This window comes from uncultured Shimia sp., assembly GCF_947498095.1.
GTDB lineage: Bacteria > Pseudomonadota > Alphaproteobacteria > Rhodobacterales > Rhodobacteraceae > Shimia.
Genome location: NZ_CANMJE010000007.1, coordinates 82864 through 106305, shown reverse-complemented (window position 1 = coordinate 106305; position 23442 = coordinate 82864). Strand labels below are relative to the sequence as shown.

The window sequence follows — 23442 nt, the reverse complement described above, 5'->3', positions numbered from 1 at the left end:
GCAGATCAGGCCTCGCCGGTCGACGTGGCCACTGTATCGCCTAGGCCCGTTGTTTTGGCCTTAGCGGCGGCCAGCGTGTCACGCAGGTCGGCTTCCATTTGTTTCAGATCGGCTTCGGCGGCTGCGCGCTTGGCTTTGCCCTCGTCAGCGATCTGCAGGCTTTCTTCGATCGTGCCGATCAAGTTGGCATTGGCGGCTTTGACGGCTTCGATGTCGAACACGCCACGTTCCATCTCTTCACGGATCATCTTGTTCGACTGACGCAGGTTCTCAGCGTTTGAGGTCAGCAATTCATTGGTCAGATCATTCGCATCGCGCACGGCAGCTGCTGCTTCGGCGCTGCGCTGGATGGTGACGGCCTGCGCCAGCTGGGTTTCCCAGAGCGGTACAGTGTTCACCAGAGTCGAGTTGATCTTGGTGACCAGAGATTTGTCGTTTTCCTGAACCAAACGGATCGAAGGCAGTGATTGCATCGTCACCTGACGCGTGAGTTTGAGGTCATGCACGCGGCGTTCCAGATCATCTCGCGCGGCGCGCAGGTCGCGCAATTCCTGCGCTTTCATGACCTGATCTTTCTCTTCAGCGGCTTGTACCTCGGCTTCCTTGGCGGGGATGTCCTTGGCATCCATTTCAGCGATCTTGGCTTCACCCGCCGCGATATAGAGGGCCAGTTCGTCGTAGAAATTCAGGGTCTTTTCATAAAGAATATCAAGCGACTTGATGTCTTTCAAAAGCGTGTGCTCGTGCTTGAGAAGGTTGTCCGTGATCTTGTCGATCTGATCCTGGACGTCCTCGTAGCGCGCAGTGAACTTGGCAAAGGGGGCCGCGCGGCCCAAGAGTTTCTCCCAGAAAGACCGTTCGCGCCGCACGTCCAGTTCCGAGATTGAAAACCCGCGGATCGTGGTCACAATGTTGCGCAAGGAGTCCCCCGCCGGGCCAACATCCTTGTTGCGCACGTCCGCCAGCATGGCCTGACTGATTTCCTGCAATTCAGCCTGTGCCGCTGAGCCGAAATTCACGATTGAACCGGTGTCGGACATGTCCAACTCACCCATGCGCTTTGTGATTTCGGCGCTCAGTGGCGCGTCAGCCTCGGCCAAGGGCACAATGGCTGTGGCTTCGGTCGGTTCCGGAAGAACCACGGCGGTGACTTCATCCACTTGGGCCAGAACGGCCTCGGCCTGTTGACGTACTTTGTCGGACATTAAACTTCCCCCTTTTGGGCTACCCTGCGTCGTGACGGACGCCTTCGCGCTGCAATCTTTCGCGCAGCACTTCGATTTCAATTGTCAGATCACTCTTGTCATCCAACAAGAGCTTTTCGGTGCGAGCGGCAAAATTCTGCTCGAGATCATCCAGCAGTGCCTCGTAGTCTGTTTTCGCCTGACCGTCGCGGCGGCGCTCAAAAATATCGGCAAATTTAACTGTCGCATCCTTTGCACCCAGCAAATAGACGCTGAGATATTTGCGGGCCGCAGTCAGATCACGCGGATCGTTTTCCACGGTACGGAACAGGCGCCTCGCAGTGGTTTGGAATTGCGCCACGCGGCCCTCAAGCCCTCTGTCGCCGCAGCGTTTGATCGCGTCACTCATTGCGGTCAGGTGATTTTCTGCTTCGTCCACGGCGCGCGCAACTCGGTCGGTTTGATGTAGGTCGACCCCCTCAAGTCCCTTGTTGCTCAACGGATCAAGTCCAAAGGCCAGCCCATGTAAGACGGTCCCAACAACCGCATAGATCGCCGGCGCGGCGATCCCGCCTGTGGCGGCCCAGCCTGCAATGGCCAAGCCAATGCCAGTCAAAACCGATCCCGCCATTTTGCGTGGAAATGCGGGACGTCGTGCCACGGTTCGGGCTTCATACGCCTCTTCTGCCAGCAATCCTTCGCGGGTCATCCAGGCCGCCAGCAACAGCGTGCCAAGGGCCGCTAGGTTCAAAACCATTTGTGTCGGACCATTGCCAAAGGCATGCCAGATCAACGGCAGCGGCAACAGGAATAGAAGGTTGACCCGGCCACCAACCTTACTGCGGCGCGCGCCCTCAAAACTGCCTTTAGGCGTTTTGTCAGGCGATCCGTCCGGACTGAATTTTCCACCATAGCGCTGAGCCATCACACACCTCCTGCGATGGACACATAGAGGATCAGTATGACAAGCAGACCATAGGCCAGTTTCTGCAAACCGGTTCCGGACATTTGGTGTTTTCTCCCCTAAACCTGCCAGAAACTTAAGAAGTTTCGGCTTGGGTTGCTAGGGGGAAGATCGCGCATGCTGCGTCATAGCGGCGTTCTTTTGCCCATCAGGATGCGGGGACAACGACACGTTCCCAAGCATTTTGCGCGGGGATCAACCTAGCGACGGCGCTTGCGCTGAGGTGTCTTGCGGGCCTCAGGCGGTGTCGCCCCATCCAGACCCAACTGATCCCGCACAACCCGGCGGCGCACTTCTTCAACTTCGCCCTGCTTCAACTGGCCCAGCTGGAAGGGACCATATGACACCCGGATCAGACGGTTCACGGTCAGACCTACGGTCTCCATTGCGCGGCGAATTTCTCGGTTGCGCCCCTCACGGATACCGATCGTGACCCAGGCGTTTGCGCCTTGTTGTCGATCCAGAGAGACCTCCATTGGCTGAAACCGTTCCCCTTCGATCGAGACGCCCTTGCGCAAGGGGGCAAAGGTGTTGTCGGCTGGTCGTCCGTTGACTCGCACCCGATACTTGCGAAGCCAGCCGGTCGAGGGCAATTCCAGCTTGCGTTTGACGCCGCCATCATTGGTCAAGAGCAACAGGCCTTCAGAGTTGAGGTCCAAGCGTCCAACTGTCATCACTCGCGGCATGCCTTCGGGCATGTGGTCAAAGATCGTCTCGCGCCCTTTCTCATCCTTGTTGGTCGTCACCAGACCGGTGGGCTTGTGATACAGCCAGATGCGCTCGGGCTCCGGCTCGGCCAGCGGCTTGCCATCAACCGTGATGCGATCTTTGTCCGTCACGTTCAGTGCGGGGCTTTCGATCTTCTTGCCATTTACAGTGACACGACCGGCGTCGATCATGCGTTCAGCCTCGCGGCGACTGGCCACGCCAGCGCGCGCCAGAACTTTGGCGATACGGTCGCCTTTGGGGGTCTCGGTGTTCATGGGCGGTTCCTATCGTGGATTGAGGGATTGCGAAAGGGGGCGTCTCGGGGCAAACCCTATGCATGGTGTTCACAAGCTTCATGGAACAAGCGCTGGCAGAGGCGCGCAAGGCCGGTGCACGCGGCGAAGTCCCCGTTGGGGCAGTGGTCGTGTCGCCTGAGGGCAAGGTCGTGGCCTCTGCGGGCAACCGAACCCGCGAGCTCAGCGACCCTACGGGCCACGCCGAAATCCTGGCCATGCGCGAGGCCTGCACGGCCTTGGGTAGCGAACGCCTACCGGGGCATGACCTTTACGTGACGCTGGAACCTTGCCCCATGTGCGCCAGTGCCATCAGCCAAACCCGCATCGCGCGAGTTTACTTCGGTGCTGCCGATCCAAAGTCGGGCGGCGTCGCCCAAGGACCACGCGTGTTCGACCACCCTCAAAGCCATCATGTTCCTGAGGTCTATGACGGCATTTCCGCGGAGGATTCTGAGGCGCTGCTAAAAGATTTCTTTGCTGAAAAACGATCCTAAGACCCGCCAACTGATGCGCGAGAATTGTGCTTTTGCAGGATCAGGCTTGTTTTTCCAGCACATGGACGGCATGCGATCCCTCTAACCCTTTGAGCGGAATCTCTGAACGGTTCGAAAAACCAAAGTCAGGTGCGTTGCCTGCCATCAGTCGAGTTGCATCCGACACACGGGTCTCGTCCGGTCGTGCGGATGCCGCGATACGGGCAGCCTTGTTCACGACCACGCCGAAATAGTCGTCATCCGTGGCGATCACCTCGCCTGTGTGGATGCCGATCCTGATCGAGAGAGGCGGTTCAGATGCCTGACTTACGGTGCTGTCCTGCAAAGCCAAAGCCGCCGACATTGCGCCCCGGGCCGACGGAAAGGCCGACATTGTACCGTCCCCCAGCGATTTGACGAGACGGCCACCGTGTAGAGTGATGATCTCTTCCGCAGCGGTCAGATGTTCGGCCAGCACCCCATGCCAGATACGGTCTCCAACCGCTTCTGCCAGCGCTGTTGAGTTGGCTATGTCGGTGAACATGATGGACGAAAGCCCTTCGAGACCAACGACCAGTTGTTCGTCTTCGGCAGCGGCAAGCAGGTCGCGAAACGCGCGGTGTTCAACGCCCATCTTGTCGAGGTTTGACGTCGGATTGGAGATGTGGTGCTGAATGACTTTCCAGCGCCCTTGTTCCATAACAAACACAAAACTGATCCGATGCTTGCCCGAGACACCGGTATCGGCAAAGCGATAGGTGGTCTGGCGAAAGGCCCAGCCGACATCGCCATGTTCCCAGGCCTCGATTTCAACGTCTTCTTCGGTAAAGTCCGGTACCTCGGCCAAATGCGCTGAAATCCCATCACGCAGGATTTGACCACGCCAGGTTTCGTCCTCGGCGGTGCCGACATAGAGGACGGCCTCATCGTTGGAGAAATAGTGGGGCAGATCCGCGACCTCGTGGGACCGGATCGTGTCGGACATGCGCCGCACGATGGCTTCGATTTCGGGGGACGGTTTGATCATGACTGTCACTTAATCCTGTACAAAAGATGATCTCCCTCAAAACCTTTGAGCCGCACAGAGACCGGTTCGAGAAAGCGAAAGGCTCGTGGATCGTCGACCATCTCGCGCGTCGTATCAGACAGCCGAATTTCATTGGGTGCCGCGACCGAAGCAATACGAGCGGCTTTGTTGACGACGGTGCCAAAGAAATCCTCGTCGGTTTGAACGACGTCGCCGGTGTGGATGCCAATTCGCAGGGAAATTGCCGGACCGTCAGAGATGTCTGTTGCCGCGAGGATCGCTCGTGCTGCGCGTATGGCCTGCGTTGGGGACGGGAAACTGGACATGGTGCCGTCGCCAAGCGACTTAACGAATTGCCCTCCATTGCGCTCGATGATGACGCGCAAACCGGAAAAGTGCCGAGCCACCTCGGAAGACCACAGCCGATCGCCTAACATCGGGGCGAGGCCCGAAGAATTCACGATGTCCGTGAACATGACCGAGGCAAACCCCTCGCGCTGATCCAGCGAGAAATCCTGCTTTGCGGCGTCCACAAGCTCGGCAATGGCGCTTTGCTCGGTGCCCGTGAACTCAATATTCGGGATTGGCACTGAGCCGTGACGATGCACCACTTTCCACGCCGCGTCCTCAAGCGCGAAGATCAATGTGTTGCGCATAACAAACGGGCGGTCAGGCCGGTCTTCAAAGGCTATTTCGTGGGTGAAGCAAGCCCAGCCGGTATCGCCGTTCTCAAACGCCTCGGCAAAGGTTTCCTCGTGTGTCGCAAACGGCGGTATCACCCCAAAGAACGCGCCGACCCCCTCACGCACTGCCTGGCCGGACCACAGCTCACCATCCCCCGAACCGACGAAACGCAGGTGATCCCCTTCAGACATGAGGTTGCGCAGCTCGTTTGGTCGCTTGTTCGGGATCGCGGCGATCCAACGGCGCGCAACGGCCAAGAGTTCCAGAGAGGCTTTGGTCATGTCTGCCACTCTAACCGATGGATCAGATGTTCTCCGTCGAGCCCTTTCAGAGCCACAGAGAGCGGATCGGCAAACGTGAACGCGGCACTCCCGCCCACCATAATGCGCGTTGCCTCTGACAGGCGAATTTCTTCCGACGCAGCAGCTGCAGCCACCCGTGCAGCTTTGTTGACGACAGAGCCGATAAAATCTCCGTCCTGTTCCACAACATCTCCGGTATGGATGCCGACCCTGATCCGCAGGAACGGTTCCTCAGTGGCGTCGCGCATGGATTTTTGGATGTCGATGGCGGCCATCAGCGCCGCGCTTGCGGAGGGGAAGGATGACAATGTGCCGTCGCCCAGTGTCTTGACCAATGTACCGCCGTGACCCTCAACGGCCTTGCCGATCCGGGTCAGGTGCGTCTGAACAATGCCGTTCCACGCCATGTCGCCTGTTGCTGCGGCCAGAGCCGTGCTGTCGACAATATCGGTGAACATGACTGAGGCAATCCCAGTGTGTCCGAGATCCAGTGCTTCGGATTGCATCGACTTGGTCAGCTCATCGAGGCTGCGTGAGGTGTAGCCCATCGCTTCCATGTTGGGCTTGGGATTGGAGTTGTGGATATGCACGATGCGCCAGACGGCGTTTTCCAGGGCAAAAACAAAGGTGTTGCGAAAGGCGACGGTTTTGCCAGCTTCGGGCGAAAGGATGGTCATCGTGCAAAGAGCCCAGCCAAAGGACCCCGCCTCATAGGCATTCACTTCGAGGTCTTGAGGAACGAGAACCGCCTGATCCTCGGTAAAAGCGACAAAAGTCTTGTGAAAGTTTTGCCCCGTCAGAATCTCGCCTTCGTCCGATCCGACATAGGTGGTCGCTGCAGAATGGGAGAACAGGTTGGCGGCGGCGTCGCGGTGTCGGCTTGAATAGACGCTGATCCATCGTTTTGCGATGGCCGCCAACTCTGGCGAAGGGGTGAACGGATCGCTCATGTCTGCCACTCCAGCCGATGAATCAGATGTTCCCCGTCGAGACCTTTCAGGGGCACCGAGGCTGCGTCGGCAAAATTGAATTCTTTGTTGCCGCCGACCATAACGCGGGTGGCCTCGGACACGCGGATGTCGTTGGGGGCCGCGGCTGCCGCAACCCGCGCGGCCTTATTGACCACGGTGCCAAAGAAATCATCGCCGGTCTGGACCACGTCGCCGGTATGGATGCCGACGCGTAATCTCAGGTTCGGCTCACTTGTCAGCGCCGCGTTTTCCCGCTGTATCAGGATTGCCGCCTGCAACGCCGCGCTGACCGAAGGAAAGGCCGAGAGCGTGCCATCTCCCAGGGATTTCACCAACGCGCCTCCGGCGTCTTCGATCAGCTTGGTGACCAACCCAAGATGTGTGCGGACCACGGTGCTCCATTTTGCATCGCCCAAAGCCTCGGCAAGGGTGGAACTGTCAGCAATATCGGTAAACATGACCGACGCGATGCCGGTCTGGGTCAGCCCGCTTGGGGCTGCCATGGCCGCCTCAAGCAGGTCTTCGAAACCGCGCGATTCATAGCCCAACGCCTGCATGTTCGAGACCGGGTTCGAGTTGTGCACATGAACGATGCGCCAGACGCCCTGTTCCAGATGCAGCACAAAGGTCGAGCGAAATGTGATCTCTTTGCCATTGTCCAGAGAGACACGCTCACCGAACCATTCGACCCAACCGAGGTGACCGCATTCAAAGCCACGAAAGTCATCCCGATCCCAGGAAAAGTTGGGGATGTCCTCCATATAGCTGGCCATACCGCGGCGCAGCGTGTCGCCGCGCCAGACCTCGTCATGGGATGAGCCGATATAGCCTAGGCACGCTTCGTCCGAGAACAGATTGACCACTGTGTCCTTGTCGCCCGAGGCATAGGACCGCAGCCAGCGGCGCACAATGGCGCCAAGTTCCGGTGAGGGTTTGATGTCGCCCAACCGACTAAACCTCGATCGCTTGCATCAGCTGTGGCTCAATAACATCCACCCCGGGCAAACCGGCTTTCAGGTCGTCCGCTGACTGTTCCAAAATCGGGAAGGTGCCGTAGTGGCAGGGGATCACTGTCTGGAAATTGAAATAGCGTTTTGCCGCGTATGCCGCGCCCTTCATGTCCATGGTGAAATGGCCGCCCGCCGAGAGGATGCCTACGTCGGGTTTGTAGTAGTCCCCCATCCAGTCCATGTCGGCCATGACGTCGGTGTCGCCTGACAAGTAGACCGTCTTGCCCTCGGCGCGCAGCATATATCCGACCTCGGTTCCTGAGGCCTTGGGGCCTTCGTCGGTGCCGAAGCAGGAACTGTGCGATGCGGGGACCATCGACAGGCTCACGCCGCCCAGATCGACCGTACCGCCTTTGTTAAAGCCGATGGTCTCGATGTGCTCATGCTCGGCCCAATAGCCCATCAGGTCATATTGCCCGATGACAGGGATCGAGAGTTTGCGCGCCAGTGGCAGCATGTCGGCCACGTGGTCGAAATGCGCATGTGTGAGGATCAGGTGGGTGCCACCCGCGACGGCGGCTTCGTGCTGGTCTTCGGGCAGCACCGGGTTGCCGGTCAGCCAGGGATCGACCAGCAGAACCTTGTCTGCGACTTCAATGCGAAAAGACCCATGTCCAAGCCATATGATTTTCATGACAATCCTCCTATCTGTTGATGACAGGTTAGCACCATAAAGCGATGAGGGAAGAGACGATGGACTGGACGCAGGCGATTGACAGCTATTGCGAACGCACGGGACCCGAGTATTGGGCCGAGCCTGTGAACGCAGTAACCAACGCCGCTTTTTTGATCGCCGCCCTGATTATGTGGCGCCGCACCGGAGCAGGGCGCGCACCGATCACCCGCGGTCTGATAACGGTACTTGCCCTGATTGGCCTCGGCAGTTTCCTGTTTCATACGCATGGACAGGTCTGGTCCGCCATTGCAGATACAGCTCCGATTGCGCTCTACGTACTGACCTATATCTACGCAGCGAACCGCCACTACTGGGGCCTCTCATTATGGCCCGCGCTTGGCCTCACAGTGCTGTTCTTCCCCTATGCCGCCGCCACGTTTCCGCTGTTTCAGATGGTGCCGGGCCTTGGCTCTTCAGCCGGCTATGCACCGGTGCCTCTTTTGATCTTCATCTACGCGTTTCTGCTGCGCCGCCGTTTGCTGCACGTGGCTCGTGGGCTTGCCATTGGCGCCGCCATACTGTGCCTGTCGATCATATTCCGCAGTCTCGACATGCCGATCTGCGGTCGACTTCCACTGGGCACCCACTTCCTCTGGCACATCCTCAACGCTCTCATGCTGGGCTGGATGATCGAGGTCCTGCATCGGTATACAACGGGGGCGAGCAGCGCTGGGCGGCCTCAACAAGGCCGCTAGCCGTCAATTTCGAAGATGCAATATCCCACCCCCTGTCCAACGGTCAGATTGTTGCCAAGCGTGGTCAATGACAGTGTGCGCGCGCCAGTCAAGGCCTGAGCCGCGTTCTGCACAGCGGTATCTGGCGTGGAGGTGAACGAGACACCATCGATGCCCGGCGCGGTCAAGCTGGGTCCATAGGTGCGAGAGACATAGATCCGTTGCGTGTTGCCGACCCCTCCGGCCTGCGCCGCACGCGCCGCGTCACACCAGATGCGCGCCGTGTCGGTGCCCAATCGGTCGACAACCTCGAAACCCTGTCCATTTGGCAGGGTGTTCACCGGGTTCAGAAACCGCACTTTTGCCTCGGCCGCTCCCGCTACTAGGAACAAAGCCAAGCCTATTACTCTCAAATCCGGCATGATCACACCTCCTGATTGGTTTTCTTTTAGTCTACGCAGGACGTGCCCGACCGGATCAATTATCGGGCTTCAAAGGCAATTCTGCCAGAGCTTTTGTATTGTCGGAATTACTCCGGAATGTGGGGCAGCGCCCCACGAATCCCGCCATCCGCTTGCACCGCAATCCCTGTGGCGCTAAACGCTGTTTCAGCAATGAATCTGGAGTCCAACCATGTCGATCGACAAGGATACCGCCGCACGCGTCGCCAAGCTCGCGCGCATCAAGGTCGAAGAAGACGCGCTGCCCGCGCTGGCGCAGGAATTCAACACCATCCTCGGCTTTATCGAACAGCTGAATGAGGTGGATGTGGACGGTGTTGAGCCGATGACCTCGGTCACACCTCAGCGTTTGAAACGCCGCGAAGACGTGGTCACGGACGGCAACCAACAGGACAAGGTTCTGAAAAACGCGCCCGACGCGCGCGAAGGCTTTTTTGCGGTTCCGAAGGTGGTGGAATAATGAGCGATCTGAACAAATTGGGTCTTGCAGAGGCTCGCGACATGCTGCGCAAGGGCGAAACCACGTCTGTTGAACTGACCGAAGCCTGCCTCAAAGCGATCGACGAAGCCGACGCGCTGAACACTTTTGTGCACAAGACGCCGGAAATTGCGATGGAACGCGCCAAGGCGGCAGACGTTCGCATTTCGGAAGGCGATGCGCCGTCGATGTGTGGTTTGCCCGTGGGTATCAAAGACCTCTTTTGCACCAAGGGCGTCGACAGTCAGGCGGCCAGTCGCATCCTCGAAGGGTTCAAGCCCGAGTACGAATCGACCGTGTCACAGCAATTGGCCGATGCGGGCGCCGTGATGTTGGGCAAGCTGAACATGGACGAGTTCGCCATGGGCTCGTCGAATGAAACCTCGGCCTATGGCAACGCGATCAGCCCTTGGCGTCGTGGCAATGAAGACACCCCGCTCACGCCCGGCGGCTCGTCGGGTGGCTCAGCGTCTGCCGTGGCGGCTGACCTTTGTCTGGCGGCAACCGGCACCGACACAGGCGGCTCGATCCGCCAGCCTGCGGCGTTCACTGGCACCGTGGGTATCAAGCCGACCTATGGCCGTTGCTCGCGCTGGGGCATTGTCGCCTTTGCCTCTTCTCTGGATCAGGCAGGCCCAATGACCAAATCGGTGCGCGATGCGGCGATCATGCTTGAAACCATGTGCGGTCATGACCCCAAGGATTCCACCAGCGCCGACCTAGCCGTGCCAAATTTCGAGGCCATGTTGACCGGTGACATCAAAGGCAAAAAGATCGGTATTCCAAAAGAGTACCACATGGACGGTATGCCGGAAGAGATTGAGTCACTTTGGGCCGAAGGCCGCGCCATGATGAAAGCGGCGGGTGCCGAGTTGGTCGATATCTCACTGCCGCACACCAAATACGCTTTGCCTGCGTACTACGTGATTGCCCCGGCCGAGGCCTCGTCGAACCTAGCGCGTTATGACGGCGTTCGCTTTGGCCACCGCGCCTCGCTGGCTGCCGGAGATGGCATCACGGAGATGTACGAGAAAACACGCGCCGAAGGTTTTGGCCACGAGGTTCAGCGCCGTGTGATGATCGGCACCTACGTGTTGTCAGCAGGCTTTTACGACGCCTATTACAACCGTGCTCGTCGAGTGCGCGCGCTCATTAAGAAAGACTTTGATGATGTGTTCGCCGCCGGGATTGACGCGATCCTGACGCCTGCCACTCCGTCCGCAGCCTTTGGTCTGGGTGAGATGAGCGACGAAGATCCGGTGAAAATGTACCTCAACGACGTTTTCACGGTCACCGTAAACCTTGCGGGCCTCCCCGGTATTTCGGTGCCAACAGGTCTGGATCATCAGGGCTTGCCGCTTGGATTGCAGTTGATTGGGCGTCCATGGGAAGAGGGTGATTTGCTGAACACCGCCTACGCGCTTGAGTCTGCAGCCGGATTTGTAGCCAAACCGGGAAAATGGTGGTAAAACAGCTCAAAACAAACCTGAGCAGGTACCACAAATGCGAGTGTTTCTAACCGGCTGCGCCGTTTTGGCGTTGGCCGCTTGCCAACCAAAGATTCCAGACAGCGCCGCAGGCGTTGGTTTTGACAACGCGATCCTGTCGCCGCAAAGCCAGCCTGCCGCCAGCAACGCAGCCGTGCCTCCGCCGGCAAGTGTCTCGCAGGAAACGCTCGCCACTCCGGCGCCTGCTCCGGTTGTTGCCCCGGCCTCGACCGCTGCGGCCAGTACGACATCTTCACAACCCATGGCGACGACCGCGACGGCTGTTCCACCACCCAAACCCGTGGCCCAGCCGACCAGTACCGCGACCCGGACTGCGACCAATACCACCGCCACCGACCCCACCGCGCCGACGTCGCGCAGTACGGGCGCCCCTCAGACCACAACAGACGGTGTGGTCCATGCCAGCCCGTCAAATCCGGCCCCTGTCTTGATGAACAATCCGGGCATCTCGGATGAGAACGACTTTGAAGCCGTCGGTTCGCGCCGTTCGATTGAAGCCGATGCCGCACGGACGGCAAACAATCGCGCCAATTACGAAGTGATTGAACCAACCGCCGTGCCAAAGCGCACGAATACCGGGCCCAACATTGTTGCCTATGCGCTCTCGACCAATCATGCGGTTGGAACCAAGGCCTACAGCCGTATGGGGCTGACCAGCCAGTCACGCCACCAAAAAGCCTGCGCTAAGTTCGGGTCAGGCTCTGACGCCCAGACTGAATTCCTGTCTCGCGGTGGGCCCAAGAAAGATCGCTTGGGTCTTGATCCTGACGGTGACGGTTTTGCCTGTAATTGGGACCCAACCCCTTACCGACAGGCCGCTCGGAACTGAGCCGACATGCCTGAATTGCCGGAAGTTCTGCACGCGCCCAGCCCATCTTTCGGGGGGCGCCGCAGGGACGTGCTGCCGGACTTGATCGTTCTGCACTACACCGCCATGCAAACCGCCGAGGCCGCGCTTGAGCGGCTTTGTGATGCTGACGTTGAGGTATCCGCCCATTACCTGATTGCGGAGGACGGGCGCCTTTGGCGCATGGTCGATGAAAAGATGCGTGCCTGGCATGCCGGGGCAGGGCAGTGGCGCGGCATCGACGATGTGAACTCGCGCTCTATTGGCATTGAGTTGGCCAATACAGGCGACCATCCTTTTCCAGAGCCACAGATGACGGTGCTTGAGGCCCTGATAGGCAGCATCATGAGGCGCTGGGAGATCCCGCCGCAGAATGTGATTGCCCATTCAGATATGGCGCCGGCCCGGAAATGCGATCCGGGGCGTCGGTTTGACTGGCGTCGGCTAGCTTTGCAGAACCTGTCGGTATGGCCCGGCGAGACCCAACCCAGCGGCGGTCTGAAAGATCTGGACGAGGCGCTTAAGGCCATTGGGTACCCGATGGGCCAGGACGGTTCTGAACCATGCCTTCGGGCTTTTCGCGAACGGTTCCGCCCCTGGGCCAGAGGCCCGGCAGATCAGGTGGACGCAGCCCTTGCACATGACTTGGCGACACGCTTCGGCGTTGACCCCGTAATGCCCAGCGCGTAAGCCATCCCTCGCGCAGAGGGCTGGGCGGCCGCGGGGGCAACTCCGAGGAAAGTCCGGACTCCACAAGGCAACGGTGCCGGGTAACGCCCGGCCGGGGAAACCCGAGGGAAAGCGCCACAGAAAACAAACCGCTTTCGTTCGCGAAAGTCAGGGTGAAACGGTGGGGTAAGAGCCCACCGCGGGACGGGCAACCGGACCGGCACGGCAAGCCCCACCGGGAGCAATGCCAAATAGGGATCGCGCGTGAGCAATCACAGGGGTGTCTTGCCCCGAGCAGATCCGGGTTGGCAGCTAGAGGGCGTCCGGCAACGGGCGCTCAAGATGAATGGTCGTCGCTGTCGGAGCAATCTGACAGAACAGAATCCGGCTTACAGGCCCTCTGCGCGTTACTGCCCACCCGTCGCAAGGCGGGGATCTTCGGCCAAATGCCCAAAGCTTGCCTCAACCGGCCAGCCTAGGTCGGCCGCTATTTGACGGCAGGTCGCTAGGCTGTCTTCCAGACGGTCCATGTCGATCAAATCACCGCGTTCGATTTCAGTTGCGAGATCGCGGTCAGGATTATTAAAAGCTCGCGGCGAAAGCGTTATTTCTCCCACAACGGTGCGATCTCCGTTTTGCATGAAATCTATGCGACTATGGGCAAAGGGACGGGACAAGCGTTTTGCTGTTTCCAGGATCGCTTCAAACTCGTCAGACGTGCCAGCAATACTGATTGGCAGGTATTTGCCAAACCGCGCCGCGACACGTTGATACGCCCCGTTTATTGAAACCTGCCCCCGAAAACGCTCATAACCATGATAGTTGAAGCCCACGATCGAATAGACGTAAGGCTCTCCGTAAATGCAGTAGACGGCCGTTTCCCTGAGCGTGTTCAGGGGCAAAAGCGCTTCTTCGACCAGCATTCGCCGTGGAATGTCGCGATAGTGTAGCTCACCTTGGCGACGCCAATGATCAACATGCCACCACTTGCGTTCAAAAATTCGCAACCAGAGTGGAGTCATCGGTTTTCCGCGTGCATGCAACATATTCATTTTGCAGCCATCGTTGACCTTAAGATAGCACGTCTCGGGCAAGGTTGTGACGTCTAGGTCCGCAGGGTCTTCGTAGGCACCGTACATGCCGAGCGGGACAATCGGTGTATCGAAATAGCTGCAAAGTTTATGCATTTCGATCTTGTCCGCTGCCAGCGACATCAGTGGGTTGGGGTGCGTCAGATACAATGACCGCATCTTTTCATGATACGTTTTTGGATCAACAAAGTTCGGCAGGCACTTCATTCCTTTGGCAAGCGGATAGGCAACGGCCTCGATGTCATTGCGGAATGTTTGGTCGTATATGAATTTCTTGCGCTCTTTGCGTGGTAGCCAAAACGCACGTCTGCGGGCTTTTGCAGCGCGACTCTCGATGCCTTCGATGAGGCTCGCAAAAAGGTCTCGGTCTGACATGCAAACTACGTCAGACAATTGGCCGTTGAAGTCAACGCGCATTTGGTCGCCTCCTGACAGCCGGTGTTGGGCTACAGTAAACGCAGTCGGTGCCAACAGGCTTCGAACAAATCGCGATTAAGCTTAAGTTTCTTGCCCTGACCCCATTGACTCGGGTGCGTGCATCATTAAAAGGCAGGCTTCATGAGAATTTCACGGGTGACTGCACCCGTTGCAGGAGAAGATCAATGGCGAAGCCGACGACTATCAAGATCCGTCTGAACTCGACCGCGGGCACGGGCCATTTCTACGTGACCAAAAAGAACGCGCGAACCATGACCGAAAAGATGGTCGTACGTAAGTACGACCCGGTGGTGCGCAAGCATGTCGAGTACAAGGAAGGCAAGATCAAGTAAGATCGCTTTTCTAGAACGACCGCAAGAGCCGCGCCGCAAGAGCGCGGCTTTTTGCTTTTTAGACACCTGCCGCGCCCTGTCTCCCCTCACGAGCCAACAAGGACGCCAAGATGTCAAACCCAATCCGCATTCGCCCCGCCACACCTGCAGACCGAGCGGCCGTGACACAGCTGTTCCGGCGGTCCTATCCGCAATTACTGCCCGCATTTTATGACCCAAGGGTCCTACGCGAAGCCCTTCCGCATATCACCACGGCGCAACCGTCCCTCTTGGATTGTGGGACGTATTTTGTCGCCCAGAACCCGCAGGGTGACATTGTCGGTGCGGGCGGCTGGACAGATACCAGTCCAGCCCGCGGTGTCGCAGGGTCGGGCGAGGGGCATGTTCGGCACGTGGCAACCCATCCAGCGCATCTGCGCCAAGGCCTGGCGCGCCAGATGATCGAGGCCACCTTTGCCTCGGCACGGGCTTTTGGTGTGGACCGCATGAACTGCATGAGTACGCTGGCGGCCCGCAGTTTCTACCGCTCCATGGGGTTCTCGGAAGTGGGCGAGGTCGAACTGACGCTGGCTCAGGGCGTGCATTTCCCCGCCGTTCAGATGGTCTGCTGTTTGTAAGCGCCCGGCACCCTCTTGTGCTCTAGCTTGTCAAAAAGCGGGAGGTGCTGCATACCTTTGGGAATCTGCAAGATTACGAACCGACCGATAAAGGCGGCAAAACAAGCGAACAAACGGCGACAGCGAGGCGGCAGTTCGATGGGTATCAGTATCAATATCGCCATGCAGATGGCGCGAAATGCACATTTTCTCGAGGGCAAAACCGAAGGCATCATGCTGGGCCGTCAGAAGATGCACTTTCGCCCAAAGTGGAAAAATCGCCTCGTGCAAAGTTTGCGCGACGAATTGGACATTGAAACAACCGAAGACGAGTTGTTTCAGGAAGACGGCTTTTGCGAGTCTTTCCTGAAAACCATTAAATGGCCCGCCCTCAAGAGCCTGGATTTTTCGGACATCGAAGGGGCCGAGTATGTGCACGATCTGACCAAACCGATTGGTCGATCCCTGCGTAAAAAGTTTGACGTGATTTACGATGGTGGCACGACCGAGCATGTCTTTGACATTGCAATGGCGTTTCGCAATGTTCACAGGATGCTCAAGGACGGTGGAGTCTTTATTTCCTGTGTCGGCACGGATGGCTGGTTCGGGCACGGGTTTTATCAGGTCGGACCGGATGTCCCGTGGCGCTTTTTTGGCGCAACGCTGGGCTACGACGTGCTGAAATGCTGTACCTTCAACCGCACTGACCGCGAACCACCGCGCGACATCCCTGATCCAACCTTATCGCCGCGCGGCGCCGAGCATCGATATGACAATCCTCAGTTCATATTCTACGTGGTTCAGAAACGCGGCGAGAAACGCAAGTATCCTCCCACGATCCAAAGCCACTACGTCAATTATTGATCTTCCGCTTCGCCTGCGTGCAATGCGTCAGGCAACAAAAAAAGGCCGGTCGCAGGGACCGGCCTTTCTATTTATCATTTGCGTGTCGTTACTCGCGGTTGCCCAAGAGCGACAGCAGCATCATGAACAGGTTGATAAAGTCCAGATACAGGCTCAGTGCGCCCATGATCGCGGCTTTGCCCAACCATTCAGTGTCACCCGAGTGCGACATCTGCAGATATGTGGTTTTGATCTTTTGCGTGTCATAGGCTGTAAGGCCGGCAAAGATCAGAACGCCGATGATCGAGACTGCAAAGGCGATGGCCTCGGATTGCATAAAGATATTAACGATCATCGCGACAATGATGCCGATCAGGCCCATGATCAGGAACGATCCCCAGCCCGAGATGTCTTTCTTGGTGGTGTAGCCCCAGAGCGACAATCCGGCGAAGGCGATCGATGTGATCAGGAAGACCTGTGCGATCGACGCACCTGCATAAACGATAAAGATCGACGAGATCGACAGACCCATCAGGGTGGCGAAAACGTAGAAATAGAGCTGAGCACCGGCGGCCGAGATACGGTTCAGAACCGCGCCAAAGCCAAACACCATGCCAAGTGGAGCCAACATGATGACCCATTTCAGAGGTGACATGTAGATTGCTTCACCCAGACCGGTCAGAAACTGACCGTCGCGCACCATCACCGATGCGTTGCTGGGATCTGTGGTCACAGCCATACCGGCAATCGCCCAGGCCGCGAGGAAGGTGATAAAGGTCCCGACAGACATTGTGCCGTAGACCTTGTTCATGTGGGCGCGAAGCCCTTGGTCAATCTCAGCCGTGCGGACGCCCGCCGTACCCTGGATTGTGTCAAATTCAGCCATCAAAGCCTCCGATATTGAACTTATTGGGCCGCCGGATCGCTCCGGCAGCCGTCAAAAGGAAATATCGGTTACGGAAACATCTTTTTCAAGGATTTCCGGTACGAAAACACAGAGTTTCGCGTTTTAGCAGCGCCAATTGGCTGGAACGTCCCACATTGCGCGCTTGGCTTCCTGTTCCACGTCCGAGCGGGTCAGGCCCATATCACGCAATGCTGCGTCATCAAGACGGACCAAAGCCTTGCGTTGACGGCGCAGGGCGGCCATTTGGCCGATCGAGGGTGTTTTGCGGGAAGAGAGGCCAACGTGGCGGCCGAGGGTTGCGATAAGAGCCATTGTCTTGTCCTTTCTTGGTTTGCGATGGTTGATTGTCGTTCCATCAATTTGTTTGATGTATATGGGGAGGGTGTGTAATAAGGGAAGCGAATGTTTGTGAATGAACGTATCAAGGATGGTGATGTAAATGCGAAATCTGGATGTAACGACCCTACGCAGCTTTGTGGCTGTTGCTGATCTGGGTGGCGTCACCAAGGCGGCAGGCTTTCTTCATCTGACCCAGTCGGCGGTCTCGATGCAGTTGAAACGGTTGGAAGAGTTGATTGGGGTTGATCTTTTAGACCGCTCTGGGCGCGGGATTTCCCTGACCCCGGCGGGCGAGCAATTGCTGGGCTATGCGCGACGCATGGTGTCTCTCAACGATGAAGTCATCCGGCGTCTTACCCACGAAGAATTCGAAGGTGCCGTTACGCTCGGCGTGCCGCACGACATTGTCTACCCGGTGATCCCCCGGGCGATGCAGCAATTTGCGGCCGCTTACCCGCGTGTCAAAGTGCACCTGATCTCGTCATACACGCGTGCTCTGCGCAGTCAGTTCGAAAAGGGGGAGTGCGACCTGATCCTCACGACCGAGACAGAAATGGGGGCAGGCGCCGAAGAATTGGTGACACTACCCCTGGCCTGGATCGGGGCGCCTGGGGGCGCGACATGGCGGCGTCGGCCGTTTTGCTTTGCCTCTGGCAAAGACTGCCTGTTCCGCAGCGGCGCGATCCGGGCATTGGACGAGGCCGGGATCGAATGGGAGATGGCGGTTGAAACCGGCTCGGAACGCACCGTCGAAGCAACGGTCAGTGCCGACCTTGGCGTCATGACCATGATCGAGGGCACCGAGCCGCCACATCTGGAAGTGGTCGATCACGGTGGAACGCTTCCTGACCTTGGAGTGCAGCACATCAACATGTACGGCGCCAAAGAGGGCAAGGGTGAGGTGGTCGAGTATTTGGCCGGATTGCTGCGCAAAGGGTTCGAGCCGATGCAGCAGGGACGCACGGGCCAACCCGCGCGCCGCCTTGTCTCATTGGGGCGCTAGCCCATCGTCACAACAACCTTGCCCGTGGATTTCCGGCTGCGGAGGAGTTCCATCGCCTCGCCGGCCTGCTCGAGTGGCAGGACATGGCTGATATGTGGCGAGATGCGTCCCTCGGCGTGCCATTTGAACAACGTCGCCAGACTGTCCGTGATGACCTCGGGTTTAAACGCGAGGTATCCACCCCAATAGAGACCCATGACAGTCAAGTTTTTGACCAACAGGTGATTGGCCGGGATTTGCGGGATGTCACCGCTGGCAAAACCAATAGGCAGAAGACGCGCTTCGGGGTTGCAGGCGCGGAAGGCAGCTTTGAACTGATCGCCTCCAACTGGGTCATAGACCACATCAGCCCCACCCAGAGACTTCACGGTGGCGCGAATGTCGTCTGATGAGGCGTCGATTAGATGATCGGCCCCCGCCTTTTGAGCAATAGCGAGTTTTTCTGCACCTCGTGCGCAGGCAATGACGGTGGCGCCCATCAGCTTGCCGATTTCGACGGCTGTCAGGCCGACACCACCCGCAGCCCCCAGCACCAAAAGCGTCTCACCCGGTTGCAGTTTCGCGCGATAGTCCAGTGCCACGTGGCTGGTTCCGTATGCGATCAGAAACGCTGCGGCGTCCTCAAACGACATTGTGTCCGGAATGGGAACCGCACGACGGGCGTCAAAACAACCAAATTCTGCAAGACCACCCTGACCCCCAAAAACCGCAACACGGGTGCCAACCGCCGGGCCATCCGTATCCGGGCCCAGCTCTTCGACGACGCCCGCCACTTCCATTCCGCCGACAAATGGCAAAGGAGGTGTTTCTTGATAGGTCCCCTTTTGCATGAGTAGGTCGGCAAAGTTCAGGCCACATGCCTTGGTTGAGATTCGAATCTCACCGCGTTTCGGTGTCGGGATTGGCAGGTCTGTGACCTCTGCAGGGGTTTCGTGAGAGGATATTTGATAGGCGCGCATGGAGGTCTCCTGAATTTCCGATCCTGTGTATATGCATAGCAAGCCAAGTCAAAAAGGAATGTGAATTGCGCATGTTGCGCGGATTCCGTTGCGTCTTTTGCTCGCCTCATGATTGAATTCAAAGACGGTCAAATATACGCGGGCTTGTGTCAAAATCCTTGATCGAATAATGAATGATGCTAATGTAGCATATACGCTGTGAGGGATGCGCAGCGAAACAGGGATGGCGAACAGCTCGGCCGTTTCTGATCCGCGCAAGTTGAACAGCAGCCGATAAGGCAGATTTTGAGGAGACGCATAATGACGCATCCAGTGGACGTGCATGTAGGGAAACGCATCCGACAGCGTCGTTGGCTGACGGGCATGACCCAGCAGCAACTGGCAGAGCATGTTGGAATCAAATTCCAGCAAATCCAGAAATATGAAACCGGCGCGAACCGCGTGAGTGCATCCCGGCTTTGGGATATCTCGGACGCGTTAGAAGTTCCGGTCAGTTTCTTCTTTGAGGGCATTGATGCCGAAGAAGCCGCCGCGCCATCAGGCAAAGTGCCTGCTGACCTGATGGGGGATAAAGAAGCGCTGGATCTTGTGCGCTCTTATTACTCGATTCCGGAAAATCAGCGTCGCCGCCTTTTCGAATTGGCCCGGGTCTTATCTGACGTAGCTTGAGTTTCCCAACCCGCTGCGCTAGCCGAATATGTGTAGTGCAGCGGTAAGGATCCTCGGCGTGGACAAAATCGAACAAACTCAGATTCTCGATGTGGCCCAGCAAATGGCTGACGCTGCGCGGGCAACGATTTTGCCTTATTTCCGCCAGCCCGGGCTGGCGACCACCAACAAATTGCAAGACGGGTTTGATCCAGTCACAGAAGCAGATCGAGCGGCCGAACGGGCTATGCGTGACGTCTTGGCAATGCACCGCCCCCAAGACGGTATCCACGGCGAAGAATATGGCCAGTCCGAAGGTGACAGCGGTCTGACGTGGGTGCTTGACCCCATCGACGGAACGCGGGGGTTTATCAGTGGCACCCCGACGTGGGGCGTTTTGATCGCCCTGTCTGATGCCAATGGTCCTCTCATGGGCATTGTCGATCAACCCTATATCCAGGAACGTTTTATCGGCGGGTTTGGTATTGCGCGGATCGACGGTCCTCACGGCACTCAAGAACTGCGGACATCGACGGTATCAAGCCTGCACGAGGCAACGATTTTTACCACCTTCCCCGAGGTCGGAACGCCTGAGGACAAGGCTGGTTTCGAAGCCGTGGCCAGCCAGACGCAACTGACACGATACGGCATGGATTGTTATGCTTATGCGCTTGTCGCGGCGGGGCAGACCGAGCTTGTGGTCGAAGCGGGACTCAACGCCTATGACATCCAAGGGCCAATGGCCGTTGTTCAGGCCGCGGGCGGCATCGTGACCGACTGGCAAGGTGGCCCAGCTCATAAAGGTGGGCGTGTTTTGGCCGCAGCCAATGCTGACATCCATGCGGCGGCACTGGATATTCTTCGACAGTATTGAGCTAAGAGATCAAGTTCGGTATTGTCTTTACGCGCCGAGTCCTTTGCCCGTTTTCTGTCGGCGCGCTTCACACTTCAAAACCGAACCGGGCGACAGGAAGTGTGAAAGGACAAATCCATGCCAGAAATCCTGATCAAAAATGCGTCGCATGTGCTGACGATGGACGACGACCGCCGTGAGCTTGCCCAAGCTGACATCCGTCTGCGGGACGGGGTGATTGCCGAAATTGGCAATGACCTCTCCACCACAGGGGAAACGGTCAATGCTGACACCTGTGTTGTGACGCCGGGCCTCGTGAACACGCACCACCACCTTTATCAGACTTTGACACGCGCCGTTCCCGGTGGACAGGACGCCTTGTTGTTCGGATGGCTGCAAACGCTCTATCCCATCTGGAGCCGATTTGGGCCTGACGAGATGTTCACCTCGGCGCAGGTCGGGTTGGCCGAGCTGATGATGTCTGGATGTACCCTGACGTCTGACCACCTGTATTTGTTCCCAAATGGCTCTCGGCTGGACGATACGATTGAAGCGGCGTCAGAAATCGGAATGCGATTTCATCCCACCCGTGGTGCCATGAGCATCGGCGAAAGCGACGGCGGTCTGCCACCTGACATGCTTGTCGAACGTGAGGAAGACATTCTGAACGACGCAATTCGGCTGGTCGATCGCTTCCATGATGCGTCAGAGGGGTCCATGTGTCGTGTTGGTATCGCGCCGTGTTCACCATTTTCAGTAAGCCGCGACTTGATGCGTGATGCTGCGATTTTGGCGCGCGACAAGGGCGTGATGCTGCACACCCATTTGGCGGAGAACGACGAAGACATCGCCTATAGCCTTGAGAAATTTGGCTGTCGTCCGGGGCAATACGCCGAAGACCTTGGCTGGACCGGAGATGATGTGTGGCACGCCCATTGCGTAAAGCTGGACGGGAAAGAAATTGACCTGTTCGCTCGCTCGCGTACCGGTGTGGCCCATTGCCCATGTTCGAATTGTCGATTGGGAAGCGGCATCGCCCCGGTGCGCGACATGCGGGATGCGGGTGTCAAAGTGGGACTTGGCGTTGATGGATCGGCCAGCAATGATGCGGGCAATCTGATCCTTGAAGCACGCCAGTCGATGCTGTTGCAACGGGTTAGTCGCGGTGCCGACGCCATGAGCGCCCGAGAAGCCCTTGAGATTGCCACCCGAGGCGGTGCCGAAGTGTTGGGGCGCGATGATTGCGGTCAGATCGCCGTTGGCAAGCGTGCCGACCTCGCGCTCTGGGATGTCAGTGGTCTTGAGAGCGCTGGCAGCTGGGATCCGGCGGCCCTGTTGCTGGCGGGCCCGGTACAGGTGCGTGATCTGTTTGTCGAAGGGCGCCAGACCGTGCGGGATGGCCATGTCACGACCATTGATCTGCCGCGCGTGATCGAGCGGCAAAACGCGCTGGCGACCAAACTGGCCAGCTAAGGTGTTCAGGGATCGTCGGGTCCATTTCGCCAGCCGTGCACCAACACGCCCAAAATCACTGAGACGAATGCCCCCACGACAAGGGGGTGTTCCGGCCAGTAGGGCAGGTGATCTGACAGGAAAAGATCTACCAAGCAGATTGCCAGAAAGCACCCCACGCCAATTCGCCACGGGACCTTGTCAGTGGTGTCCTCATCAGATGGTGGCATGTCAAAAGGATACATGCCCCATCATCGTCCGATCCCGCGTAATTCTCAATGAATTTGACGAGACCCAAAAAACGAAAGGCGCAACCGAAGTTGCGCCTTTTCCGTCTGGCCTTTTGGAGCGGGCGAGGCGATTCGAACGCCCGACCCTAACCTTGGCAAGGTTATGCTCTACCCCTGAGCTACGCCCGCACCTTAAGGCAGTCGACCTATTTGGTCTTCTCAATGGAGCGGGCGAGGCGATTCGAACGCCCGACCCTAACCTTGGCAAGGTTATGCTCTACCCCTGAGCTACGCCCGCGTCATTGAGTGAGGCGTGAGATATAAAGAGTCTTGCAAAGCCGCAAGAGGAAAATGGACTGCGTGGCAAAAAAATCCCAAATTTGTCGCGACGGGAATTCCCGATGACTGCGTATAGGAATGTATGACTATGACAGGTTCACTTCAGATCACCCGCCGCGCCGTTCTCTTTGGGCTTTTGACATTTCCGGCGGTCGCCGTCGCCCATAGTGGACATGGTGCGCTTAAGATTTCCGCCGAAGCAGACGTTGTGCGCGTCAAAGGGCAATCGGTCGAAGTGCTGTTCCGGGTTCTGAACACGGCCAGCACACCCATCACGCTCTTTGGCATTTCAGTTGAAGGCGCCAATCCTGTTCGACTAAGCGATCCATTCATCATCGCGCCTTTTTCCGAAGGCAGCCTGCGGGTGTCTCTGGAATTCAAAGAAACTGTGCCGGGCATTTTCACGGCTGATCTGGACTTTGGTGAACTTGGACATGGTCCCGTCACGGTTATGCCGTAACGCATTTGTTCGAGGGAAAG

General features: G+C 57.8%; 28 protein-coding genes, 2 tRNA genes and 1 other RNA gene. 15 read left to right on the top strand and 16 right to left on the bottom strand.

The window, feature by feature from the left end:
• Positions 1-5: 5 nt before the first annotated feature.
• The 3 genes from Q0932_RS13215 to Q0932_RS13205 form a co-directional block, all read right to left on the bottom strand.
• A complete protein-coding gene (locus Q0932_RS13215; protein WP_299353749.1) occupies positions 6-1205 on the bottom strand; it encodes a toxic anion resistance protein in 1200 nt (399 codons plus the stop codon).
• 19 nt (positions 1206-1224) lie between these two features.
• Entirely contained in the window at positions 1225-2109 is an 885-nt protein-coding gene (locus Q0932_RS13210; protein WP_299353747.1) for a 5-bromo-4-chloroindolyl phosphate hydrolysis family protein, read from the bottom strand.
• A gap of 239 nt (positions 2110-2348) precedes the next feature.
• Positions 2349-3131, bottom strand: coding sequence for a pseudouridine synthase (locus Q0932_RS13205; RefSeq protein WP_299353744.1), 783 nt, complete (start codon positions 3129-3131; stop codon positions 2349-2351).
• Between the two features lie 62 nt (positions 3132-3193).
• Between Q0932_RS13205 and Q0932_RS13200 the strand changes: the two genes are divergently transcribed.
• Complete coding sequence (locus tag Q0932_RS13200; protein ID WP_299353741.1) at positions 3194-3646, top strand: nucleoside deaminase; 453 nt, start codon at positions 3194-3196, stop codon at positions 3644-3646.
• 40 nt (positions 3647-3686) lie between these two features.
• Here the strand turns inward: Q0932_RS13200 and Q0932_RS13195 are convergent, their stop codons facing one another.
• From Q0932_RS13195 to Q0932_RS13175, 5 genes are read right to left on the bottom strand one after another with little or no spacing between them, the layout of a single operon-like run.
• The gene (locus Q0932_RS13195; protein ID WP_299353738.1) at positions 3687-4652 is read right to left on the bottom strand and encodes a nuclear transport factor 2 family protein; all 966 of its coding nucleotides are present in this window, start codon (positions 4650-4652) and stop codon (positions 3687-3689) included.
• 5 nt (positions 4653-4657) lie between these two features.
• Positions 4658-5617 carry an adenylate/guanylate cyclase domain-containing protein gene (locus Q0932_RS13190; RefSeq protein WP_299353735.1) on the bottom strand — a complete coding sequence of 320 codons (960 nt, stop codon included), beginning with the start codon at positions 5615-5617 and terminating at the stop codon, positions 4658-4660.
• Positions 5614-6588 carry an adenylate/guanylate cyclase domain-containing protein gene (locus tag Q0932_RS13185; RefSeq protein WP_299353732.1) on the bottom strand — a complete coding sequence of 325 codons (975 nt, stop codon included), beginning with the start codon at positions 6586-6588 and terminating at the stop codon, positions 5614-5616. The genes Q0932_RS13190 and Q0932_RS13185 overlap by 4 nt, the downstream gene beginning before the upstream one ends.
• Positions 6585-7556, bottom strand: coding sequence for an adenylate/guanylate cyclase domain-containing protein (locus Q0932_RS13180; protein WP_299353729.1), 972 nt, complete (start codon positions 7554-7556; stop codon positions 6585-6587). The genes Q0932_RS13185 and Q0932_RS13180 overlap by 4 nt, the downstream gene beginning before the upstream one ends.
• 4 nt (positions 7557-7560) lie before the next feature.
• Positions 7561-8253 (bottom strand): metal-dependent hydrolase, encoded by a 693-nt coding sequence (locus tag Q0932_RS13175; protein WP_299353726.1) that lies wholly within the window; start codon positions 8251-8253, stop codon positions 7561-7563.
• Between the two features lie 59 nt (positions 8254-8312).
• Here Q0932_RS13175 and Q0932_RS13170 point away from each other — a divergent pair, with 59 nt between their 5' ends.
• Positions 8313-8990 carry a ceramidase domain-containing protein gene (locus Q0932_RS13170; protein WP_299353723.1) on the top strand — a complete coding sequence of 226 codons (678 nt, stop codon included), beginning with the start codon at positions 8313-8315 and terminating at the stop codon, positions 8988-8990.
• On the opposite strand, the gene Q0932_RS13165 is transcribed toward Q0932_RS13170, so the two are convergent.
• The gene (locus Q0932_RS13165; RefSeq protein WP_299353720.1) at positions 8987-9391 is read right to left on the bottom strand and encodes a hypothetical protein; all 405 of its coding nucleotides are present in this window, start codon (positions 9389-9391) and stop codon (positions 8987-8989) included. The two genes, Q0932_RS13170 and Q0932_RS13165, sit on opposite strands and share 4 nt — an antisense overlap.
• Before the next feature lie 211 nt (positions 9392-9602).
• Here Q0932_RS13165 and gatC point away from each other — a divergent pair, with 211 nt between their 5' ends.
• The 5 genes from gatC (at position 9603) to rnpB (ending at position 13340) form a co-directional block, all read left to right on the top strand.
• A complete protein-coding gene (gene gatC / locus Q0932_RS13160) occupies positions 9603-9890 on the top strand; it encodes an Asp-tRNA(Asn)/Glu-tRNA(Gln) amidotransferase subunit GatC (protein ID WP_299353717.1) in 288 nt (95 codons plus the stop codon).
• Positions 9890-11377 (top strand): Asp-tRNA(Asn)/Glu-tRNA(Gln) amidotransferase subunit GatA, encoded by a 1488-nt coding sequence (gene gatA, locus Q0932_RS13155; protein ID WP_299353714.1) that lies wholly within the window; start codon positions 9890-9892, stop codon positions 11375-11377. Before gatC ends, gatA begins: the two co-directional genes overlap by 1 nt.
• 34 nt (positions 11378-11411) lie before the next feature.
• The gene (locus tag Q0932_RS13150; RefSeq protein ID WP_299353711.1) at positions 11412-12245 is read left to right on the top strand and encodes a hypothetical protein; all 834 of its coding nucleotides are present in this window, start codon (positions 11412-11414) and stop codon (positions 12243-12245) included.
• Between the two features lie 6 nt (positions 12246-12251).
• The gene (locus Q0932_RS13145) at positions 12252-12953 is read left to right on the top strand and encodes an N-acetylmuramoyl-L-alanine amidase (RefSeq protein ID WP_299353708.1); all 702 of its coding nucleotides are present in this window, start codon (positions 12252-12254) and stop codon (positions 12951-12953) included.
• 12 nt (positions 12954-12965) lie between these two features.
• An RNA gene (gene rnpB, locus Q0932_RS13140) (RNase P RNA component class A) lies at positions 12966-13340 on the top strand.
• Here the strand turns inward: rnpB and Q0932_RS13135 are convergent.
• The gene (locus Q0932_RS13135) at positions 13340-14440 is read right to left on the bottom strand and encodes an ATP-grasp fold amidoligase family protein (protein ID WP_299353705.1); all 1101 of its coding nucleotides are present in this window, start codon (positions 14438-14440) and stop codon (positions 13340-13342) included. The genes rnpB and Q0932_RS13135 overlap by 1 nt on opposite strands.
• Positions 14441-14625: 185 nt before the next feature.
• Between Q0932_RS13135 and rpmG the strand changes: the two genes are divergently transcribed.
• The 3 genes from rpmG (at position 14626) to Q0932_RS13120 (ending at position 16253) form a co-directional block, all read left to right on the top strand.
• On the top strand, positions 14626-14793 hold the full coding sequence (gene rpmG, locus Q0932_RS13130) for a 50S ribosomal protein L33 (protein ID WP_007814563.1): 168 nt from the start codon (positions 14626-14628) through the stop codon (positions 14791-14793).
• 110 nt (positions 14794-14903) lie between these two features.
• Complete coding sequence (locus tag Q0932_RS13125) at positions 14904-15410, top strand: GNAT family N-acetyltransferase (RefSeq protein WP_299353698.1); 507 nt, start codon at positions 14904-14906, stop codon at positions 15408-15410.
• 138 nt (positions 15411-15548) lie between these two features.
• Entirely contained in the window at positions 15549-16253 is a 705-nt protein-coding gene (locus Q0932_RS13120; protein WP_299353695.1) for a class I SAM-dependent methyltransferase, read from the top strand.
• 88 nt (positions 16254-16341) lie between these two features.
• Here the strand turns inward: Q0932_RS13120 and Q0932_RS13115 are convergent, their stop codons facing one another.
• Together Q0932_RS13115 and Q0932_RS13110 are read right to left on the bottom strand one after the other, a co-directional pair.
• Positions 16342-17118, bottom strand: a complete 777-nt coding sequence (locus tag Q0932_RS13115) for a Bax inhibitor-1/YccA family protein (protein ID WP_299353692.1) — start codon at positions 17116-17118, stop codon at positions 16342-16344.
• 123 nt (positions 17119-17241) lie between these two features.
• Positions 17242-17451 carry a DUF1127 domain-containing protein gene (locus tag Q0932_RS13110; protein ID WP_299353689.1) on the bottom strand — a complete coding sequence of 70 codons (210 nt, stop codon included), beginning with the start codon at positions 17449-17451 and terminating at the stop codon, positions 17242-17244.
• A 127-nt stretch (positions 17452-17578) separates the two neighbouring features.
• On the opposite strand from Q0932_RS13110, the gene Q0932_RS13105 reads away from it, so the two are divergent.
• Positions 17579-18481: a LysR family transcriptional regulator gene (locus Q0932_RS13105; RefSeq protein ID WP_299353686.1), complete on the top strand. Its 903-nt coding sequence runs from the start codon at positions 17579-17581 to the stop codon at positions 18479-18481.
• Here the strand turns inward: Q0932_RS13105 and Q0932_RS13100 are convergent.
• Entirely contained in the window at positions 18478-19440 is a 963-nt protein-coding gene (locus tag Q0932_RS13100) for an NADPH:quinone oxidoreductase family protein (protein ID WP_299353683.1), read from the bottom strand. The two genes, Q0932_RS13105 and Q0932_RS13100, sit on opposite strands and share 4 nt — an antisense overlap.
• 300 nt (positions 19441-19740) lie before the next feature.
• Between Q0932_RS13100 and Q0932_RS13095 the strand changes: the two genes are divergently transcribed.
• The 3 genes from Q0932_RS13095 to Q0932_RS13085 all read left to right on the top strand — a co-directional run bounded on the left by Q0932_RS13095 (position 19741) and on the right by Q0932_RS13085 (position 22414).
• Positions 19741-20109: a helix-turn-helix transcriptional regulator gene (locus Q0932_RS13095; RefSeq protein WP_299353680.1), complete on the top strand. Its 369-nt coding sequence runs from the start codon at positions 19741-19743 to the stop codon at positions 20107-20109.
• A gap of 67 nt (positions 20110-20176) precedes the next feature.
• Positions 20177-20962: a histidinol-phosphatase gene (gene hisN / locus Q0932_RS13090; RefSeq protein WP_299354101.1), complete on the top strand. Its 786-nt coding sequence runs from the start codon at positions 20177-20179 to the stop codon at positions 20960-20962.
• A 117-nt stretch (positions 20963-21079) separates the two neighbouring features.
• Positions 21080-22414, top strand: coding sequence for an 8-oxoguanine deaminase (locus Q0932_RS13085; protein WP_299353677.1), 1335 nt, complete (start codon positions 21080-21082; stop codon positions 22412-22414).
• A gap of 5 nt (positions 22415-22419) precedes the next feature.
• Here the strand turns inward: Q0932_RS13085 and Q0932_RS13080 are convergent, their stop codons facing one another.
• The 3 genes from Q0932_RS13080 to Q0932_RS13070 form a co-directional block, all read right to left on the bottom strand.
• Positions 22420-22638 (bottom strand): hypothetical protein, encoded by a 219-nt coding sequence (locus Q0932_RS13080; protein ID WP_299353674.1) that lies wholly within the window; start codon positions 22636-22638, stop codon positions 22420-22422.
• 99 nt (positions 22639-22737) lie between these two features.
• A tRNA-Gly gene (locus Q0932_RS13075) sits at positions 22738-22812 on the bottom strand.
• A 34-nt stretch (positions 22813-22846) separates the two neighbouring features.
• Positions 22847-22921: transfer RNA gene (locus tag Q0932_RS13070), tRNA-Gly, on the bottom strand.
• Positions 22922-23050: 129 nt separating this feature from the next.
• Here Q0932_RS13070 and Q0932_RS13065 point away from each other — a divergent pair.
• Positions 23051-23422, top strand: coding sequence for a hypothetical protein (locus Q0932_RS13065; RefSeq protein ID WP_299353672.1), 372 nt, complete (start codon positions 23051-23053; stop codon positions 23420-23422).
• Positions 23423-23442 lie beyond the last annotated feature (20 nt).

Coding starts and splice junctions, on each gene's coding strand:
- Q0932_RS13215 (WP_299353749.1), bottom strand. CDS start 1,205: ATGTCCGACAAAGTACGTCAACAGGCCGAGGCCGTTCTGGCCCAAGTG.
- Q0932_RS13135 (WP_299353705.1), bottom strand. CDS start 14,440: ATGCGCGTTGACTTCAACGGCCAATTGTCTGACGTAGTTTGCATGTCA.
- Q0932_RS13190 (WP_299353735.1), bottom strand. CDS start 5,617: ATGACCAAAGCCTCTCTGGAACTCTTGGCCGTTGCGCGCCGTTGGATC.
- Q0932_RS13110 (WP_299353689.1), bottom strand. CDS start 17,451: ATGGCTCTTATCGCAACCCTCGGCCGCCACGTTGGCCTCTCTTCCCGC.
- Q0932_RS13120 (WP_299353695.1), top strand. CDS start 15,549: ATGGGTATCAGTATCAATATCGCCATGCAGATGGCGCGAAATGCACAT.
- Q0932_RS13065 (WP_299353672.1), top strand. CDS start 23,051: ATGACAGGTTCACTTCAGATCACCCGCCGCGCCGTTCTCTTTGGGCTT.
- gatA (WP_299353714.1), top strand. CDS start 9,890: ATGAGCGATCTGAACAAATTGGGTCTTGCAGAGGCTCGCGACATGCTG.
- Q0932_RS13085 (WP_299353677.1), top strand. CDS start 21,080: ATGCCAGAAATCCTGATCAAAAATGCGTCGCATGTGCTGACGATGGAC.
- Q0932_RS13150 (WP_299353711.1), top strand. CDS start 11,412: ATGCGAGTGTTTCTAACCGGCTGCGCCGTTTTGGCGTTGGCCGCTTGC.
- Q0932_RS13145 (WP_299353708.1), top strand. CDS start 12,252: ATGCCTGAATTGCCGGAAGTTCTGCACGCGCCCAGCCCATCTTTCGGG.
- Q0932_RS13080 (WP_299353674.1), bottom strand. CDS start 22,638: ATGTATCCTTTTGACATGCCACCATCTGATGAGGACACCACTGACAAG.
- Q0932_RS13170 (WP_299353723.1), top strand. CDS start 8,313: ATGGACTGGACGCAGGCGATTGACAGCTATTGCGAACGCACGGGACCC.
- Q0932_RS13165 (WP_299353720.1), bottom strand. CDS start 9,391: ATGCCGGATTTGAGAGTAATAGGCTTGGCTTTGTTCCTAGTAGCGGGA.
- Q0932_RS13105 (WP_299353686.1), top strand. CDS start 17,579: ATGCGAAATCTGGATGTAACGACCCTACGCAGCTTTGTGGCTGTTGCT.
- Q0932_RS13125 (WP_299353698.1), top strand. CDS start 14,904: ATGTCAAACCCAATCCGCATTCGCCCCGCCACACCTGCAGACCGAGCG.
- rpmG (WP_007814563.1), top strand. CDS start 14,626: ATGGCGAAGCCGACGACTATCAAGATCCGTCTGAACTCGACCGCGGGC.
- Q0932_RS13210 (WP_299353747.1), bottom strand. CDS start 2,109: ATGGCTCAGCGCTATGGTGGAAAATTCAGTCCGGACGGATCGCCTGAC.
- Q0932_RS13185 (WP_299353732.1), bottom strand. CDS start 6,588: ATGAGCGATCCGTTCACCCCTTCGCCAGAGTTGGCGGCCATCGCAAAA.
- Q0932_RS13195 (WP_299353738.1), bottom strand. CDS start 4,652: ATGATCAAACCGTCCCCCGAAATCGAAGCCATCGTGCGGCGCATGTCC.
- Q0932_RS13200 (WP_299353741.1), top strand. CDS start 3,194: ATGGTGTTCACAAGCTTCATGGAACAAGCGCTGGCAGAGGCGCGCAAG.
- Q0932_RS13205 (WP_299353744.1), bottom strand. CDS start 3,131: ATGAACACCGAGACCCCCAAAGGCGACCGTATCGCCAAAGTTCTGGCG.
- Q0932_RS13115 (WP_299353692.1), bottom strand. CDS start 17,118: ATGGCTGAATTTGACACAATCCAGGGTACGGCGGGCGTCCGCACGGCT.
- Q0932_RS13175 (WP_299353726.1), bottom strand. CDS start 8,253: ATGAAAATCATATGGCTTGGACATGGGTCTTTTCGCATTGAAGTCGCA.
- Q0932_RS13095 (WP_299353680.1), top strand. CDS start 19,741: ATGACGCATCCAGTGGACGTGCATGTAGGGAAACGCATCCGACAGCGT.
- Q0932_RS13100 (WP_299353683.1), bottom strand. CDS start 19,440: ATGCGCGCCTATCAAATATCCTCTCACGAAACCCCTGCAGAGGTCACA.
- gatC (WP_299353717.1), top strand. CDS start 9,603: ATGTCGATCGACAAGGATACCGCCGCACGCGTCGCCAAGCTCGCGCGC.